Raw genomic sequence first — 16679 nt, forward strand, 5'->3', positions numbered from 1 at the left:
CCGTCGTGCCCGTGCTGTTCCCGATGTCGGTGTGGTCCGGTTGGACCCTCTGGACGACACCGGGCGACCCGACCGGCATGTCGTCGCCGCTCGGCCGGATCGTGGTGCTCGTCGGCCTGCTCGCGGCGCTGGCCGTGACGCTGCGGTGGTGGTGGCACAACCGGCGCCGGTGACCGCCGCACGGACCGGTCCGGATGCGGGAAACGGACTGCCCGTCGTCGGTGCCGCGCCCTAGTGTCGGCGCCGTGCAGCTCGCCCAGGTGAACATCGCCCTCCCCATCGCCCCGTTGAGCACACCCGAGCTGGCCGGGTTCGTCGCCGAGCTGGAACCGGTCAACGCGCTCGCCGACGCCGCCCCCGGCTTCGTGTGGCGGATGCAGACCGAGGACGGCGACGCCACCGCGGTCCGCGGGTTCGACGACGACCGGCTCATCGTCAACATGAGCGTGTGGACGTCGGTCGAGGCGCTCGCCGCGTTCGTCTACTCCGGGCACCACCGCGAGGTCATGGCCCGGCGCCGCGAGTGGTTCGCCCGCATGCGCGAGGCCTTCCAGGCGCTGTGGTGGGTCCCCGACGGCACCCGCCCGACGGTCACCGACGCCGAGGTGCGCCTGGACCACCTGCGCCGGCAGGGCCCGACGCCGCACGCGTTCACCTTCGCCCGCCCGTTCCCCGCCCCGGACACCGTGCCCGGCACCGGTGCGCCGCGGGTCGGGGCCGACCGGTTCTGCCGGGCCTGACGGCATGGGCACCCCCACCGCCGCTCCGGCGACGATCCGCGTCCCCTTCCACCTCGACGGCCACCTGCCGGGCCTGGAGGTCCCGCTCGACACCGGGGCGACGGTCCGCCCCGAGCTGCCGCCCGGCTCGGTGTGGGAGCGGCTCGCCGCCCTGCACGCGGCCGTCGCCGACGAGGTCGCCGGGGTCGTGGCCACCGGCGGCGTCCCGCTCGTCGTGTCCGGGTGCTGCACCACGGCCCTGGGCACGGTCGCCGGCCTGCAGCGCGGCGGCGTCGACCCGGCGGTCGTCTGGCTCGACGCGCACGGCGACCTCCAGACCCCGCAGACGTCGACCTCGGGCTACCCGGGCGGGATGCCGCTGCGTCAGCTCGTCGGCGGCGCCGAGCGCACCGGCCCGCATCGGCTCGACCTGCGCCCGGTCGACGAGCGGGACGTCGTCCTGGTCGACGCCCGCGACCTCGACCGGCCGGAGGCGGAGTTCCTGGCGACCTCGGCGATCCGGCGCGCCGACGTGCCGGGCCTGGTCGACCTGCCGCTGCCCGACCGCCCGATCTACCTGCACGTCGACCTCGACGTGCTGGACCCGGCCGACGTCCCGGGCGTGATGTACCCGGTCGCGGGCGGTCCGCGGGCCGAGGCCGTCGCGGTGGCGCTGCGGTCCGTGCTGGACACGGGCCGGGTCGCGGCGGTCGGGCTGGCCTGCACCTGGGGCGAGGGCGTCGTCCCGGGGTCGGCGGTGCGCGAGGTCGCCGCGGAGCTCGCCCGGGTCGCGGGGCGCTGACGCCGACCGGTCCAGCGCGCACGGCGGACCGGAACTGTCGCCCCCGCGGCGCATCATGGATGCGTGAGCGCACTGGACGGCTTCTCCCCCGCCACCCGCGACTGGTTCCGCGGGGCGTTCGCCGCGCCCACGCCCGCCCAGGAAGGCGCATGGGCCGCGGCCCAGGCCGGCAAGCACGCCCTGGTGGTGGCGCCCACCGGATCGGGCAAGACGCTGTCGGCCTTCCTCTGGGCGCTCGACCGGCTGGCCACCGACCCGGTCCCGGACGACCCCCGCCACCGCTGCCGCGTGCTCTACGTGTCGCCGCTGAAGGCGCTCGCGGTCGACGTGCAGCGCAACCTGCGCTCCCCGCTGACCGGCATCCGCCAAGCCAGCCAGCGGCTCGGGCTGGCCGTGCCCGACATCACGGTCGGCATGCGCACCGGCGACACCCCGGCCGACGAGCGCCGCCGGTTCGCCCGCACCCCGCCCGACATCCTGGTCACCACGCCCGAGTCGCTGTTCCTGCTGCTCACCTCGGCCGCGCGCGAGTCGCTGCGCGGGGTGCGCACGGTCATCCTCGACGAGGTGCACGCCGTGCTGGACACCAAGCGCGGCGCCCACCTGGCGCTGTCGCTGGAGCGGCTCGACGAGCTGCTCACGCGCGAACCGGAGGCCGCCGACCCGGACGCCCCCGACCTCGACTCGCCCCGGCCGCAGGCCGGACCCGACCGCCCGCTCCGCCGGCCCGCCCAGCGGATCGGGTTGTCGGCCACCGTGCGGCCGCTGGACGAGGTGGCCACCTTCCTGGCCGGCACCCGCCCGCTCGAGATCGTGCAGCCGCCCATCCCGAAGACCATCGAGGTGACCGTCGAGGTCCCGGTCCCCGACCTGGCCGCCCTCGACCAGCGGACGGCGCCGGGCTCGTCCGACGAGGAGGTCATCGGCTCGGCCGCCGGCACCGCGGAGCGCCCCTCGATCTGGCCCGCGGTCGAGCGCCGGCTGCTCGGCCTGGTCCGCGAGCACCGCTCCACCATCGTGTTCAGCAACTCCCGCCGGCTGGCCGAGCGGCTCACCTCGCGGCTCAACGAGCTGGCCGCCGAGGAGGCCGAGCAGGCCCGCGAGCTCGACGAGTTCCCCGCCGAGGCGATCGGGCAGTCCGGCATCGGCGGCGGCGCCCCGGCGACGGTGGCCAAGGCCCACCACGGGTCGATGTCGCGCGAGCAGCGCACGCTCGTCGAGGAGGAGCTCAAGGCCGGCGTGCTGCCCTGCGTGGTCGCCACCTCCAGCCTCGAGCTGGGCATCGACATGGGCGCGGTCGACCTCGTCGTCCAGGTCGAGGCGCCGCCGAGCGTGGCCTCCGGGCTGCAGCGCGTGGGCCGCGCGGGCCACCAGGTCGGCGCGGTGTCGCGCGGGGTCGTCTTCCCCAAGTACCGGGGCGACCTCGTGTCCTGCGCGGTGGTGGCCGAGCGGATGGCCAGCGGCGCCATCGAGGCCCGCCGCTACCCGCGCAACCCGCTCGACGTGCTGGCCCAGCAGGTCGTGGCCATGGTCGCGATCGAGCCGTGGACGGTGTCCGAGCTGGCCGCGGTGGTGCGCCGGGCCGCGCCCTTCGCCGCCCTGCCCGACTCGGCGCTGCACTCGGTGCTCGACATGCTGGCCGGCCGCTACCCGTCCGAGGAGTTCGGCGAGCTGCGCGCCCGCATCACCTGGGACCGGGTGACCGACGTCCTGCAGGGCAGGCCGGGGGCCCAGCGGCTCGCGGTCACCTCCGGCGGGACCATCCCCGACCGCGGGCTGTTCGCCGTGATGACGCCCGGCGGGGCCGACGGGGCCGGTTCCCGGGTGGGCGAGCTCGACGAGGAGATGGTCTACGAGTCCCGGGTGGGCGACACGTTCCTGCTGGGCACGTCGAGCTGGCGGGTCGAGGACATCACCCACGACCGGGTCATCGTCACCCCCGCCCCCGGCGTGCCCGCCCGGATGCCGTTCTGGAAGGGCGAGTCGATCGGCCGGCCGCTGGAGCTGGGCCGGGCGGTGGGTGCGTTCGTCCGGGAGATGTCCGGCCTCGACGACGCCGCCGCCCGGGAGCGCGCCGGGGCGGCCGGGCTCGACGGGTGGGCCACCGACAACCTCGTCGCCTACCTGCACGAGCAGCGCGACGCCACCCGCCACGTCCCCAGCGACCGCACGATCCTGGTGGAGCGCTTCCGCGACGAGCTGGGCGACTGGCGCCTCGTGGTGCACTCGCCGTTCGGGTCGCAGGTCAACGGGCCGTGGGCGCTGGCGATCGCGGCCCGGATGCGGGAGCGGCGCGGCGTCGAGGTGCAGGCCGCGGCGGCCGACGACGGCATCGTGCTGCGCCTGCCCGACGCCGTCGACGACAGCGGCTCCGAGGTGGTGCCCACCGCGGAGGACGTCCTGCTCGACCCGGCCGAGATCGAGCAGATCGTGGTCGCCGAGCTGGGCGGCTCCTCGCTGTACGCGTCCCGGTTCCGGGAGTGCGCCGCGCGCTCGCTGCTGCTGCCCCGCCGCGACCCGCGGCGGCGCAGCCCGCTGTGGCAGCAGCGCCAGAAGTCGGCCCAGCTGCTCGCGGTGGCCGCGCGCTACGAGCAGTTCCCGGTGACGCTCGAGGCGATGCGCGAGTGCGTGCAGGACGTCTACGACCTGCCCGGCCTGCGCGAGCTGATGTCCGACGTGCAGTCGCGCAAGGTGCAGGTCGTCGAGCTGGCCACGCCGGCGCCCTCGCCGTTCGCGCGCAGCCTGCTGTTCGGCTACGTCGGGATGTTCCTCTACGAGTCCGACGCGCCGCTGGCCGAGCGGCGGGCCGCGGCCCTCTCGCTGGACTCGACGCTGCTGGCCGAGCTGCTCGGCTCCGAGGCCATCCGTGAGCTGCTCGACCCGGAGGTGCTGGCCGAGGTCGAGCGGTCGCTGCAGCGCCTGGCCGAGGACCGGCGCGCCCGCGACGTCGAAGGCGCCGCCGACCTGCTGCGCTTCCTCGGCGACCTCACCACCGAGGAGGCCGCGGACCGCGGGGTGCGCGCGGAGTGGCTCGCCGAGCTGGAGGCCGCCCGGCGGGCGATCCGGGTGCGCGTCGGCGGCGAGGAGCGCTGGCTGTCCATCGAGGACGCGGGCCGGGTGCGCGACGCGCTGGGCGCGGCCCTGCCGGTGGGCGTCCCGGAGACGTTCACCGAGCCGGTGGCCGACCCGCTGGGCGACCTGGTGCTGCGCTACGCCCGCACGCACGGGCCGTTCCCCGCGGCCGAGTGCGCGCAGCGGTTCGGGCTGGGCGTCGCGGTGGTGACCGGCGTCCTGGACCGGCTCGTCGGCTCGGGTCGGCTGGTGCGCGGCGAGCTGCGCCCGGTCGGGCACCCGGGCGAGTCGTCCGCGGGGTCGGGGGGCGCGCACGACGGCGGCCTGGAGTACTGCGACGCCGAGGTCCTGCGCCGGCTGCGGCGGGCCTCGCTGGCGCGGCTGCGGGCCGAGGTGGAGCCGGTCGAGCAGCGGGCGCTGGGCCGGTTCCTGCCGGCGTGGCAGGGCGTCCGCCCGACGGGCGACAGCGGGCGCCGGGGCCGCATGCGCCGCGCCCCCGGCGCGGAGGACGTGCTCGGGGTGGTCGAGCAGCTGGCGGGGGCGCCGCTGCCGGCGAGCGCGCTGGAGTCGCTGGTGCTGCCCGCCCGGCTGCCCGGCTACAGCCCGGCCCTGCTCGACGAGCTGACCGCGGCGGGCGAGGTCACCTGGGTCGGCTGCGGAGCGCTGTCCGGCAGCGACGGCTGGCTCGCGGTGGCCCCGGCCGACGTGGCCGACCTGCTGCTGCCCGAGCCCGAGCCCGACCTGGCCACCACCCCGCTGCACCGGGCGCTGCTCGCCGCGCTGGGCCTGCCCGACCCGGCGGCCCCGCCGACCGGTGGCGGCGCGCTGTTCTTCCGCGAGCTCGCCGACCGGGCCGCGCGCACCGTGCTCGACGCCGGCGAACCGTCCCCGGCCGACGACGCCGTGGTCACCGCGCTGTGGGACCTGGTCTGGGCGGGGCTGCTCACCAACGACACGCTGGGCCCGCTACGGGCCCGGCTGGGCGGCGGGTCGGGCGGGCGGGGCGGCCCGGCGCACCGCGCGCGCCGCTCCGCCCCGCGCGGCCGGTACGCGCAGCTGCGGGCAGGGCGGCCGGCCATGCCCAGCCGCACCGGGCCACCGTCGGCCGGTGGGCGGTGGGCCCTGGCCGTGCAGCGCGAGCCCGACGCGACCCGACGCGCGCACGCCCGCGCCGAGGCCCTGCTGGAGCGGCACGGCGTGCTCACCCGCGGCGCGCTGGGTACCGAGCGGGTCACCGGCGGGTTCGCCGCCGTCTACCGGGTGCTGCGGGCCATGGAGGATTCCGGTCGGGCCCGTCGCGGCTACGTCGTCGAGGGCCTGGGCGCGGCCCAGTTCGCGGTGCCCGGGGCGATCGACCGGCTGCGCGCCATGTCCCGGCCCGACGGCACCCCGGCCGGTCCGCAGGCCCCGGCCGGCACCACCCCGGCGCCCGGATCGGCGGCGTTCGACGACTGGTCCACCGACGACGCCGGGCTCCCGGGCGACCGTTCCGGGGGCGCCGCCCGCCAGCACCCCGGCGCGTTCGCGGAGAACCGCCTGGCCAGCGTGGTGCTGGCCGCGGCCGACCCGGCCCAGCCCTACGGCGCGGCGCTGTCCTGGCCGGACACGGTCGGCGAGACCAAGCACCGCCCCGGCCGCAAGGCGGGCGCGCTGGTCGTCCTGGTCGAGGGGGCCCCGGTGCTCTACGTCGAGCGCGGCGGGCGCTCGCTGCTGTCGTTCACCACCGAGCGCACGGAGCTGGCCGCGGCCGCGCAGGCGCTGGCCGGGGCGGTGCACGAGGGGTGGCTGGGCTCGCTGGCCGTGGAGCGCACCGACGGCGTCGGCTCGCTCGGCGGCGAGCTGGCCGAGGTGCTGACCGAGGCCGGGTTCCGGGTCACCCCGAAGGGGCTGCGGCTGCGCGCCTGAGCAGTCGAGCCCGCACGGGCGGTGATGATCCGACCATCCGGGGGCCGGGCTGCGGCCGTGGGGCACACTTCCGTGGTCCGCCCGGGGGGACGGACCACGGACTGGGGGTGGGCATGAACGGCGGCGGCGGGCCCGGAGGCGGCGACCTCTCCGACGAGGAGCGCAGGCGCCGGCAGCGCGAGCGGCGCGAGCAGCGCCGCCGGCGCCGCGAGGACCGCGAGGGCCCGGACGCGATCGACTACGTCGAGATGGGCGGCGACCTGGGCGACATGCCGAGCTTCGGGCGCGGTGGCTCGGGCGGGCGCGCCGACGGCGGGCCGGGCGGTTCCGGCGGTCCGGGAGGCACCGGTGGGGGGCAGGGCGGCTACGGCGGGCCGGGCGGCTCCGGCGGACAAGGCGGGGGCTACGGCGGGCACGGCGGCTCCGGCGGACACGGCGGCTCCGGCGGGCAGGGCGGCTACGGGGGCGGGTCGGGCGGTCCCAGCGGCGGCGCACCGGGCGGCCCGGGTGGTGGGCAGGGCGGCTCCTGGGGCGGCGGACCGGGCCCGGGCGGGTCAGGTGGCGCCGGTTCCAACGGCTCGGGTTCCGGTTCCGGGAACTCGATCGGTTCGTCCGACGGTGGGTCCGGCGGTGGGTCCGGCGGTGGGTCCGGCGGTGGGTCCGGCGGTGGGTCCGGCGGTGGGTCCGGCGGTGGGTCCGGCGGTGGGTCCGGCGGTGGGTCCGGCGGTGGGTCCGGCGGTGGGTCCGGCGGCGGCACCGACGTTCCCTCCACCGGCGGCGGAGGCGGTGGGTGCGGCGGCTTCGGCGGCGGCCGGGGCGGGGGCGGCGGAAGCCGCTGCGACTGCGACAGCCCGTGCGACTGCAACCTGCTGCTGCGCCTGTCGACGCTGCTGACGGTGGCCGCGGCCCTGGTCCCCGCGCGGCGGGGGCGCGGGGTGGTGCTGGGTCTGCTGGCCTTCTACCGGCGCCGGCTCACCCGCTTCACGCCGGCCTGTCCCTCGACCCCGAGCTGCAGCGCCTACGCCGTCGAGGCCGTCGAGACCCTTGGCCCGCGCCGGGGCCTGGCCGCGGCCGCGCGGCGGGTCCGCGGGTGCGGGCGCGACTGAGCGGGGGCCCGCTGCTCAGCCGCCGAACAGCGGCTGCTCGTAGCGATCGGCGAACACGACGCCCTCGACCGGCGCGCGCCGCAGCCTCGTCGGGAAGGGTCGCTCGGGGTAGCCGACGGCGATGTGGCCCGCGGTGATGATCCCGTCGGGGATGCCCAGCAGCTCGCGCACCCGCGGCTCCTCGCGGCACAGCAGGGTGGTGAACGCGGTGCCCACGCCCTGCTCGCGCAGGGCCAGGCAGAGGTTCTGCACGGTGGGGTAGATCGACCCGCCGCCGACGACCGAGAGCCTGCCCAGCTCGACGTCGGTCGGGTACAGGGCGGACAGCTCGGCGCAGACCACGACGATGGCCGGCACCTGGCCCAGGTGCGCGACGAAGTGGTCGGCGTCGAGCGCGGCCCGGCTGGGCGGCCGGTCCTCGCGCGCGGAAGCCCGGCCCGGGTAGGCCTCCCACAGCGGGGCGTAGAGGTCGGCCAGGGTCTGCTTGAGCACCGGGTCGCGGACGACGACCCAGCGCAGGGGCTGCCGGTTGCCGCCCTGCGGTCCGAACCGCGCCACCTCGAAGGCCCGGTGCAGCACCTCGTCGGGCACGGGGTCGGGGCGGAAGCGCCGGCAGGTGCCGGTGGTCCGCATCGCCTCGGTCAGCTCCATCGCCGCGCTCCCCCGGTTCGGCCGATCACCGCCCGACCCTCCAGCCACCGGTCGACCGCGTCAACCCGGGACCGGGCGCGTCACGGTTCGGTCCACGCCGCGCGCCAGGTCTGCGGGCCGAGCCTCCCGGAGGGGTTGATGCTGTACTCGCGCTGCACCTCCAGCACGGCGGCCCTGGTGCGCTCCCGGTAGCAACCCGTGCCGGTGAAGCCGTACCCGCGCTCCTTCATCCGCAGCTGCCACACCCGCAGCGCGGGGTGGCAGTCGCCGAAGGCGAACACGACGCCCGGCCAGGCCGGCACGCCGTCGGCCGGCGGGTGCGCGGCGCGGTCCCCGCGGGGCGCGCCGGGGGCCATGTAGGCCGACTCGGCGCGGGTCGGCACCCGCTTGCTGGCGGCGTCCCCGTCGGGCTCGAGGTCGCGCATGCCGGCGCACTCCCACGGCTGCCACCCACGCATCCGGTAGAGGTACAGCGCCCGGTAGTCCTGCTCCTCGACGCTCGCGTCGGAGGGCAGGCCGGTGCCGCCGACGCTCCGCCAGGTCGGGATGTCGAACTGGTACGCGCCGTAGTGGCCGTGCGAGGCGACGACGCCGTAGCGCCCGCTCGACTCGCACGCCCGCAGGGTCGCCCAGTCGTCGGCCGACGGATCGGCCCCCGCGCTCGTCGTGCCCACCGCCGGGAGCCCGAACACCGTCATCAGCACCACCGCCGCGCCGCCGACGGCACCTCGCCAGTCGATCCTCATCGCCGTTCCGCCCGCTCTCTCCCGCACCACCGGACACGATCCGCAACCGCGGCGCCGACGACCGTCGCCACCGCGAACGCGCCGCCGGAGCCGGCGGCGCCGGTCCGGAGCCCGGGGGTCGCATCCCGGGTCCCGGACCGGCCGGGCGCTCAGCGCCCGGGGCAGGGCAGGGCGGTCCTGGTCCGCCCCGCCCGGGTCCGCCGGATGGACGGGCCACCCGACCCGGGGCACCGCCACTGCCTCCCCGCACGTCCCGCGACCGGCGCCGGCCCGCTCACCGGGGCCGCCGCACGCTCCGGGGGCACCGCCCGCCGGCTCATCGGCCGAACCCGCCGGCGATCAGGTACGCCACCAGCAGCGTCCGGAACTCGGCCATCAGCTGGTCGAGCCGTTGCCGCACCTGGGCGATGACCTCCCCGCCGGTGGCCGGGACGGGCGGGGGCGCGGGGACGACCGTGGTCGTCACCGGCGGCACCGCCACGGCGGGCGGAGCCGCGACGCCCGTGGGGATCGGGGCACCCGTCGGGACCGGCAGCGTCGTCGGCACAGTGGGAGCCGTCGTCGGCACGACCGGAGTCGTCGTGGTCGGCGCGGGAGCCGTCGTGGTCGCGGCCGGAGCCGTCGTCGTCGGGGCCGGAGCCGTCGTCGTCGGGGCCGGAGCCGTCGTCGTCGGGGCCGGAGCCGTCGTCGTCGCGGCGGGAGCCGTCGTCGTCGGGGCCGGAGCCGTCGTCGGCGCGGCGGGAGCCGTCGTCGTCGCGGCCGGAGCCGTCGTCGTCGCGGCCGGAGCCGTCGTCGTCGGCGCCGGAGCCGTCGTCGTCGGTGCGGGGGCCGGCTTGGCGGCGGTCAGCGGGTACTGGCGGACCCAGTCGACCATCATCTCCGAGACCTCGGGGTCCCCGCCCCCGGGGAACCAGTCGAGCTGGATGCACAGGTGCATCGGTCCCGGCGGCAGGGTCTTCTTGTCCTCCGAGCGGAACCACTCCTCGCCGTCGACGTAGGCGACGATGCGGTCGGGGGTCCACTCGACGGCCCAGTTGTGCCACTGCGTCGCGTCGATCTTCACGCTGCCGCTGACCTGCGAGTTGTCCCTGCCGTAGTGCAGGAACATCTCGGCGCCGTCGCGCGCGCCGTCCATGATCTCCATGAAGTCGACCTCGCCGCCGACCGGCCAGTTCTCCGCGTCGGGCCAGAGCAGCAGCAGGGCGTGGTAGCTGTCGTCGCCGACCGGCACCCGCACCCGGCCCTCCCAGCGGCCGTACTTCTGGCCGGGGTTCCAGGCCATACCCGCGGTGGTGCCGTCCTCGTCGCCGGTGATCGTCATGATTCCGTCCTCGACGTCGACGGCCGACGGGCTGCGCCGCCCGTTGCCGACGTGGCCGGGGCCGTCGTAGACGTCCCAGCCCGGGCCCAGCTCGTCGTCGAACTCGTCGACCCGGTTGGGCTCCCCCCAGCCGAGCAGGTGCGCCGCGCTGGTCTCGTAGCCCGGCGGCTGCCCCTCCGGGCCCGGGGCGGCGGGCGCTGCCGGCTCCGCGGGCTCAGCGGGCTCGGCAGGCTCCTCCTCGGCGGGCTCCCGGTCGTCCGGCTCCTCGGTCGGCGCCGGGCGCGCGACCTGGGGGTCCTGGGGCTCCCGTTCCTCGTCCGCCGTCGTCACCGGGGCGGTCGCGCGGGCCGCCGTCCTCGAACCGGCCGCCTCGGCCGCCGCCGTCATCGTTCCGGTCATGAGCATCGCCACGACCACCGCGCCAACCGTCATGCCTCGCCGCACTGGACACCTCCACGAGCCGGGCCCGTCGATCTAGTGGCGGTGAAGGTATGGGGCGGATTTCCGGTTCGGGCGGTCGACAATTCGTTCGGGTGAAGCCGCGCCACCGCTGTTGCGCACCGGTCACGCAGCCGCATCCGGACGGTCCCGAAGGCCTTCCTCCCGGCTCCGTCGGCGGCCCCGCGGGGCCCTGCACGCCGTGGTCGGCTGCGGAGCGTGAACCGAATGACAGCGTTGTAAGCCCCACCCCGGCGTCGGCGAGTCGTGGAGGGATGCGGAGTGGCGGCACCGTGGCCCCATCCGCCACAGCAGCCACAGGTCATCACCGACGGTGGTCGCACCGTGACACCCACCGCGGCGCCCGGCGGACCCGGGTCGGCGCGGCCACCCCGGCTCGGCGAGCCGATCCGGGCACTCGCCGCGGCCGGAGACGGAGGTGCTGGTCAGCGGGCACCGCCCGGGTCGACCGCGGGGTGACGTGCGGCCGAACGGGTGCATCGGACCGGAACGACCCGGAAGCGGTAATCCGGTGGCGGGTGCGGCCGGTTTGGGACACCGTGACCCGCGTGCTCCCCGTTCCCCCCGAGGACTGGTCCGCCCTGCGGCCGTGGTTCGTCCCGGAGCGGCCGGGCCCGCTGGTGTTCGAACAGGTGCTGCGCAGCGGGATCGGGACCTGCTCGGTCGACCGCGAGCGCGAGCCCCGCGTCGTGCTCGCGGAGGCGGGCGGGGGCAACTACGCCCTGCGCGGCGACCCGGACGCCATCCCCCCGGAGGACCTGGCCGCCATCGAGGGCATGGTGGACGCCGCGCCGGAGTGGCTCCCGGCGCTGCGGCGGTCGGCGCCGCGGACCGCGATCTGGCAGCGCATCATCGCGGTGCTCCCGGCGGCGGCCGAGATGCCGCCGCCCCGCCCGGAGGTCCGCAGGCTCACCCCGGACGACACCGCCCTGCTGGCCGCGCTCCCCGCCGACATCGCCTGGATCCACGAGACGTGGGGCGGCGTCGAGGGCGCGCTCGCCGCGGGCGTCGTGCACGCCGCCGTGGTCGACGGCGCGATCGTCTCGGTGGCGCTGCCGTTCTACCGGGGGCTCGCCCACGAGGACCTCGGCGTGGTCACGACGGCCGAGCACCGCGGGCGCGGGTTCTCGACCGCCTGCGCCGCGGCCGTGGTCGCCGACGTCCGGGCCCGCGGCGACATCCCCACCTGGACGACCTCACCGGACAACGCGGGCAGCCTCGGGGTGGCGCGCCGGCTCGGCTTCGTCCACCACCACGACGACGTCCTCTACTGCGTGCGCATCCCGATCCCGGTGTAGCGCGGCCCAGTGGCGATCAGCGGCCTTCGGGCACGAGCAGCCCGCGCTGGTAGCCCACCGCCACCGCGGAGGCCCGGTCGCGCACCTCCAGCTTGGCGTAGATGTGCAGCAGGTGCGTCTTGACCGTGGCCTCGCTGATGAACAGCTTCTGCGCGGTCTCCCGGTTGGTCGAGCCGGCCGCCACGAGTGTGAGCACCTGCAGCTCGCGGGCGCTGAGCACCTCCGGCTCCGGCCCCCTGACCTGCCCCATCAGCCGGCCGGCGACCGCGGGCGAGAGCACGGCCTCGCCCCGGTGCGCGGCCCGCACGGCGCGCAGCAACTCGACGCGCGGGGTGTCCTTGAGCAGGTAGCCGGTGGCGCCGGCCTCGATGGCGGGCAGCACGTCGCGATCGGTGTCGAAGGTGGTGAGCACCAGCACGCGGACCGCGGGCGCGGTCCGGCGCAGCTCCTTGATCGCCTCGACACCGCCCATCCGCGGCATCCGCAGGTCCATCAGCACCACGTCGACCCCGCCGCCCGCGCCGCCGTCGGCCACCCGGGCCAGCGCCTCGGCGCCGTCGCCCGCCTCGCCGACGACCTCCATGTCCGGTTCGCCGTCGATGACCCCGCGCAGCCCGTCCCGCACGACCGGGTGGTCGTCCACGATGAGCACCTTGACCGTCACGACCGAACCTCCGCCGGGATCGCCGGCACGCTCGCGGACAGGGCGGTGCCCTCCCCCGGCGCGCTCTCCACCGTCAGGGTGCCCGACACGCGCTGCACCCTCGCCTCCATCGCGGCCAACCCGAACCCGGAGTCGGCGGTGGTGACCACGCCGTCCCGGTCGAAGCCGCCGCCGTCGTCGCGCACGTCCAGCACCACCACGTCGTCCATGTAGGACAGCGTCAGGCCGACGCGCCGGGCGCCGGCGTGCTTGCCCACGTTGACCAGTGCCTCCTGGGCCACCCGGAACAGCGCGACCTCCAGCTCGGGCAGCAGCGGCACCGGGAAGCCGGTGGTGTCGAGCGCCAGGTCGACCTCCGCGGTCTCGGCCCACCGCTTGGCCATCTCCGCGATCGCGTCGGGCAGCTGGGCCCGGTCGAGCTGGCCGGGGGTCAGCGCCTCCACCGAGCGCCGGGCCTCGGTCAGGCTCTCCCGGGCCAGCGCCATCGCCGTGTCGACGTGCCTGCGGCGCAGCGCGGCGTCGTCATCGGCGGCGCCCGCGGCCTCGAGCTGGGTGACGACCCCGGTCAGGCCCTGGGCGATGGTGTCGTGGATCTCGCGGGCCAGCCGGGCCCGCTCGTCGAGCACCCCGGCCTCGCGCGCGCTGGCCAGCAGCCGGGCCTGCAGGGCGGCGTTCTCGGCGAGGGTCTCCGACAGGCGCCGGTTGGCCTCGTTGAGCTCGTCGATGACCTCGCGCCTGCGCTCGGTCTGCGAGGCGGTGAACTCGGAGAAGTACATGAACGTGCCCGCCACCGCGGCGTTGAGCAGCGACAGCACGAGCCAGCCGGCCAGCAGACCGGCCGTGAGCTGCGCGACCGGGGGGCTGCCGACCTGGCCGTACGCGGCCAGCGAGGCGGTGCAGACCAGCGCGGTCCAGCGACCGCGACCGCGCAGGTAGGCGAAGGAGTGGATGTAGCCGGCGAAGGCCTGGAACCCGAAGAAGCCCGACTGGTAGATCAGCGCGGCCATCAGCGCGAGCAGCCCGGCGACGTAGACCCGGCCCCACCGCGGGTCCTCGGCCAACGACGGGCGGCGGGTGACGAACACGTAGGTCCACCCGGCGCTGGCCAGGGTGGTGCCGATGACCCCGGCCAGGTAGGCCGGGGTCGGCTCGTAGAGGAACGGGGTGAGCACGAGGCCGATGGCCAGGCCCAGGTAGCCGACGTAGCGGCCGAGCAGGTTGTCCATCTGCCGCTCGCGGGCGTCGAGGCGGGCGTCGGCCTCGGAGCCGCGCAGCGCCGGGGTGGCCGCGGCGCTGCGCCGGACCGGCGACCGGTCCTGCGCGTCCGGGCTCACTCCCACCGGAACAACCTAGCGGCCAGGGCGGAGGCACCCACCGTGGTCACCGCCATCACCACGAGGACCAGCGGATCCGCTCCGGTCCCGACCCAGCTGTCCTTGATCGTCGAGACGCCGGGCGGGATGAACGCGCCGATCCGCTGGACGGCGTCGGGCAGCAGGAAGTTGGGCAGGTAGGTGCCGGCGAAGAACAGCGTCACCATGAACGCGAGGGCGCCGATGCCGCCCGCGGTGCGGGCGCGCGGCGCCACCGCGGCGATGAGCAGCCCGAGCGAGAACACCGCGGAGGTCCCCAGCAGCGCGGCGAGCGCGAAGTCGAGAGGGTGCTGCGGGGCCGGCACGCCGAACCCGAGCACGGCCACCGCGACCAGCAGGGCGACGGCCAGCAGCGCGGTGACCAGGTTGACCAGCAGCTGCACCATCAGCACGGCCAGCGGGCTGACCGGGGTCGCGGAGTAGCGGCGCAGCACGCCGCGCTCGCGGTAGGTGGCCAGGCTCGTCGGCAGGGTCTGCAACCCGAGCTGGACGATGCTGATGACCAGCAGGGACGGCGCGAAGTAGGCGACGAACGCCATCCCGATCTCGGGGAACGGTTCGCGCAGGGCCGGCACGGCGCCCAGGCCGGCCAGGATGAGCGTGGGGAGCAGCACGGCGACGACGACGGACACGGGGTCGCGCAGGAAGAGCCGGGTCTCGGCCTTCGACAGGGCGGACAGGGTGCTCATGGTGGGGTTCCTCACTCGCCCTGGGGGCGACCGGTCAGGGCGACGAACGCGTCGTCGAGGGTGGGCTGGTCCAGGCGCAGGTCGACGGGCATCACCCGGTGGACGGCCAGGGCCGAGGTGACCGCCTGCAGCAGGTCGCCGCGGCCGGTGACCTCGACCGTCTGCGCCTTACGCCGCACGGCGTGCACCTCGGGCAGGTCGGTGAGCAGGGCGTCGGGGAACTCCGCCGAGGGCCGGAAGCGCAGCCGCTGCCCGCCGGGCAGGCCGCTGACGAACCCGTCCGGGGTGTCGACGGCGACGACGCGCCCGTCGTCGATGAGGGCGATGCGGTCGCAGAGCCGCTCGGCCTCCTCCATGAAGTGGGTGACCAGCACGACCGTCACCCCGGAGTCGCGGATCTGCTCGATGGCCGACCAGGTGTCGCGGCGGGCCTGCGGGTCCAGGCCGGTGGTGAGCTCGTCCAGGATCGCCACCCTCGGGTTGCCGACCAGCGCGAGCACGATCGAGAGCCGCTGCTTCTGGCCGCCGGAGAGCCTGCCGAACGCCGCCGTGCGCTTGCCCCCGAGCCCCCACCGCTCGATCAGCTCGTCGGGGTCGGCCGGGTGGGCGTAGAAGGAGGCGAACAGCTCGACCGCCTCCTGCACGCGCATCCGGTCGGGCAGCTCGCTGGCCTGCAGCTGGATGCCCACGGCCCGGCGCAGTGCGGCCCGGTCGCGGACGGGGTCGAGCCCCAGCACCGAGATGGAGCCGCCGTCGGGGACGCGCAGCCCGCCGACGCACTCGACCGTGGTGGTCTTGCCCGCGCCGTTGCGCCCGCAGATCCCGAAGATCTCCCCCTCGTCCACGCCGAAGGAGACGTCCTGCACGGCGACGTGGCCGCGGTAGCGCTTGTGGAGCTTGTCCACCTCGATGACCGGCATGGCTCAAGACTCGTCGGCGGGCCGCCGCCGTGGATCAGTCGTCGGGCGGTGGACGGCGCCGTCCTCGGTGGACGACCGGTCCACCGATCGGTGGAGGCCGAACGGCGCTACGGTCGATCCGTGCCCGAAGGAGACACCGTGTACCTCGCCGGCAAGCGCCTGCGCGCCGCGCTGGCCGGCCGCACGCTGGTGCGCGGGGAGCTGCGCCACCCCCGGCTGGTGCAGCACGACCTGGCCGGGCGCACGGTGCTCGACGTCGTCTCGGTGGGCAAGCACCTGCTGACGCGCTTCGACGACGGGCGCTCGCTGCACACCCACTTCCGGATGGACGGCTCCTGGCACCTCTACCGGCCGGGCATGTCCTGGCAGCGCCCGGCGCACGAGGCCAGAGCGGTGCTGGAGACCGGCGAGCGGGTGGCCGTGGGGTTCGCGCTGCACGACATGGAGCTGGTGCCCACCGACCAGGAGGACCGCCTCGTCGGGCACCTGGGCCCGGACCTGCTCGACCCGGACTGGTCGGACGCGCACGCCGCGGAGGCGCTGCGCCGGTTCACCGCGCGCGGGGCCTCCGAGCTGGGGCTGGTGCTGCTGGAGCAGCGGGTGATGGCCGGCGTGGGCAACCTCTACAAGGCCGAGGTGTGCTTCCTGCTGGGGCTCTCACCGTGGACCCCGGTGCGGGACGTGCCGGACCCGGCCGCGGCCATCGCGCTCTCGCGCACGCTGCTGCTGCGCAACGCCGACCGGCCCGAGCAGTCGACGACGGGCGAATTGGGTCGGGGTCGCCAGCACTGGGTGTTCGAGCGGTCGGGGCAGCGCTGCCGGCGCTGCGGCACCCGGATCCGCAGCGCGGAGCAGGGCGACGGGATCTACGCCCGGATCGCCTACTGGTGCCCGCGCTGCCAGCCCGGTCCGACCCCCTGAGCCGGTCGGTGCGGCCCCGCCGGACGGGGCCGC

The 16679-nt window shown here is 76.4% G+C and carries 14 protein-coding genes; 7 read left to right on the top strand and 7 right to left on the bottom strand.

Translation table 11 applies throughout. From position 1 onward, the window contains the following. Window positions 1-11: 11 nt before the first annotated feature. From KDL28_RS38280 to yidD, 5 genes are all read left to right on the top strand, one after another. Entirely contained in the window at window positions 12-173 is a 162-nt protein-coding gene (locus KDL28_RS38280) for a hypothetical protein (protein ID WP_252446391.1), read from the top strand. A gap of 21 nt (window positions 174-194) precedes the next feature. Next, on the top strand, window positions 195-740 hold the full coding sequence (locus KDL28_RS38285; RefSeq protein ID WP_252446392.1) for a DUF3291 domain-containing protein: 546 nt from the start codon (window positions 195-197) through the stop codon (window positions 738-740). 4 nt (window positions 741-744) lie between these two features. Beyond that, window positions 745-1521 (top strand): arginase family protein, encoded by a 777-nt coding sequence (locus KDL28_RS38290; RefSeq protein WP_252446393.1) that lies wholly within the window; start codon window positions 745-747, stop codon window positions 1519-1521. 63 nt (window positions 1522-1584) lie between these two features. After that, the gene (locus tag KDL28_RS38295) at window positions 1585-6498 is read left to right on the top strand and encodes an Lhr family helicase (protein ID WP_252446394.1); all 4914 of its coding nucleotides are present in this window, start codon (window positions 1585-1587) and stop codon (window positions 6496-6498) included. Between the two features lie 113 nt (window positions 6499-6611). Further along, window positions 6612-7604, top strand: a complete 993-nt coding sequence (gene yidD, locus KDL28_RS41210; RefSeq protein WP_305882288.1) for a membrane protein insertion efficiency factor YidD — start codon at window positions 6612-6614, stop codon at window positions 7602-7604. A gap of 15 nt (window positions 7605-7619) precedes the next feature. On the opposite strand, the gene KDL28_RS38305 is transcribed toward yidD, so the two are convergent. The 3 genes from KDL28_RS38305 to KDL28_RS38315 all read right to left on the bottom strand — a co-directional run bounded on the left by KDL28_RS38305 (window position 7620) and on the right by KDL28_RS38315 (window position 10754). Next, the gene (locus KDL28_RS38305) at window positions 7620-8255 is read right to left on the bottom strand and encodes a nitroreductase family protein (RefSeq protein ID WP_252446395.1); all 636 of its coding nucleotides are present in this window, start codon (window positions 8253-8255) and stop codon (window positions 7620-7622) included. 80 nt (window positions 8256-8335) lie between these two features. Then, window positions 8336-9001 (bottom strand): transglycosylase family protein, encoded by a 666-nt coding sequence (locus KDL28_RS38310; RefSeq protein ID WP_372497176.1) that lies wholly within the window; start codon window positions 8999-9001, stop codon window positions 8336-8338. 316 nt (window positions 9002-9317) lie between these two features. Next, the gene (locus tag KDL28_RS38315) at window positions 9318-10754 is read right to left on the bottom strand and encodes a glycoside hydrolase family 16 protein (protein WP_252446396.1); all 1437 of its coding nucleotides are present in this window, start codon (window positions 10752-10754) and stop codon (window positions 9318-9320) included. Between the two features lie 575 nt (window positions 10755-11329). Here KDL28_RS38315 and KDL28_RS38320 point away from each other — a divergent pair. Beyond that, a complete protein-coding gene (locus tag KDL28_RS38320) occupies window positions 11330-12079 on the top strand; it encodes a GNAT family N-acetyltransferase (protein ID WP_252446397.1) in 750 nt (249 codons plus the stop codon). Between the two features lie 16 nt (window positions 12080-12095). Here KDL28_RS38320 and KDL28_RS38325 read toward each other — a convergent pair whose 3' ends face one another. The 4 genes from KDL28_RS38325 to KDL28_RS38340 are packed head-to-tail and all read right to left on the bottom strand — an operon-like array spanning window position 12096 to window position 15725. Then, a complete protein-coding gene (locus tag KDL28_RS38325; protein ID WP_252446398.1) occupies window positions 12096-12743 on the bottom strand; it encodes a response regulator in 648 nt (215 codons plus the stop codon). After that, window positions 12740-14083 (bottom strand): sensor histidine kinase, encoded by a 1344-nt coding sequence (locus tag KDL28_RS38330; protein WP_252446399.1) that lies wholly within the window; start codon window positions 14081-14083, stop codon window positions 12740-12742. Before KDL28_RS38330 ends, KDL28_RS38325 begins: the two co-directional genes overlap by 4 nt. Further along, entirely contained in the window at window positions 14074-14805 is a 732-nt protein-coding gene (locus KDL28_RS38335; protein WP_252446400.1) for an ABC transporter permease, read from the bottom strand. The genes KDL28_RS38330 and KDL28_RS38335 overlap by 10 nt, the downstream gene beginning before the upstream one ends. Window positions 14806-14816: 11 nt before the next feature. Continuing rightward, on the bottom strand, window positions 14817-15725 hold the full coding sequence (locus KDL28_RS38340; protein ID WP_252446401.1) for an ABC transporter ATP-binding protein: 909 nt from the start codon (window positions 15723-15725) through the stop codon (window positions 14817-14819). A gap of 120 nt (window positions 15726-15845) precedes the next feature. Here KDL28_RS38340 and KDL28_RS38345 point away from each other — a divergent pair, with 120 nt between their 5' ends. Continuing rightward, window positions 15846-16646, top strand: a complete 801-nt coding sequence (locus KDL28_RS38345; RefSeq protein ID WP_252446402.1) for a DNA-formamidopyrimidine glycosylase family protein — start codon at window positions 15846-15848, stop codon at window positions 16644-16646. Window positions 16647-16679 lie beyond the last annotated feature (33 nt).

This window comes from Pseudonocardia humida, from assembly GCF_023898865.1.
Classification (GTDB): domain Bacteria; phylum Actinomycetota; class Actinomycetes; order Mycobacteriales; family Pseudonocardiaceae; genus Pseudonocardia; species Pseudonocardia humida.